Origin of the sequence: Bacillus sp. DNRA2, from assembly GCF_012843265.1 — a bacterium.
GTDB lineage: Bacteria > Bacillota > Bacilli > Bacillales > Cytobacillaceae > Bacillus_BU.
In genome coordinates this window covers 1-308 of the sequence record NZ_JABAIT010000090.1, presented here as the reverse complement: position 1 = coordinate 308, position 308 = coordinate 1, and the positions used below count along the sequence as shown (strand labels likewise).

Here is a 308-nt window from a genome sequence, read left to right as displayed (position 1 = left end):
AAAATATCGAAAACGGCATTTCCAAACGGGTTGTGACCAATAAACTAGCTGAACTCTGGAACAAACGAGAGCACCAAATCAATGGATATTTCTCACAAGCCGTCGGTTTGTTGTTTAAAAAAGCGAGGGAATATAATATTGATACGATTGTGATGGGGTATAACGCTGGTTGGAAACAAGAATGCGATATGGGAAAAAAGAACAATCAACAGTTTGTCCAAATTCCATTTCAGAAACTCATATCTGCCATAGAAAATAAATGTTTAAAAGAAGGCATCCGTTTTCTCAGACAAGAAGAAAGCTATACC

1 protein-coding gene is annotated in these 308 nt (G+C 37.0%); it reads left to right on the top strand.

Annotated elements, in window-relative coordinates:
• Positions 1-308 (top strand): IS200/IS605 family accessory protein TnpB-related protein (locus HHO41_RS22135; RefSeq protein WP_169102747.1); only part of this gene is annotated, 308 nt, incomplete at both ends.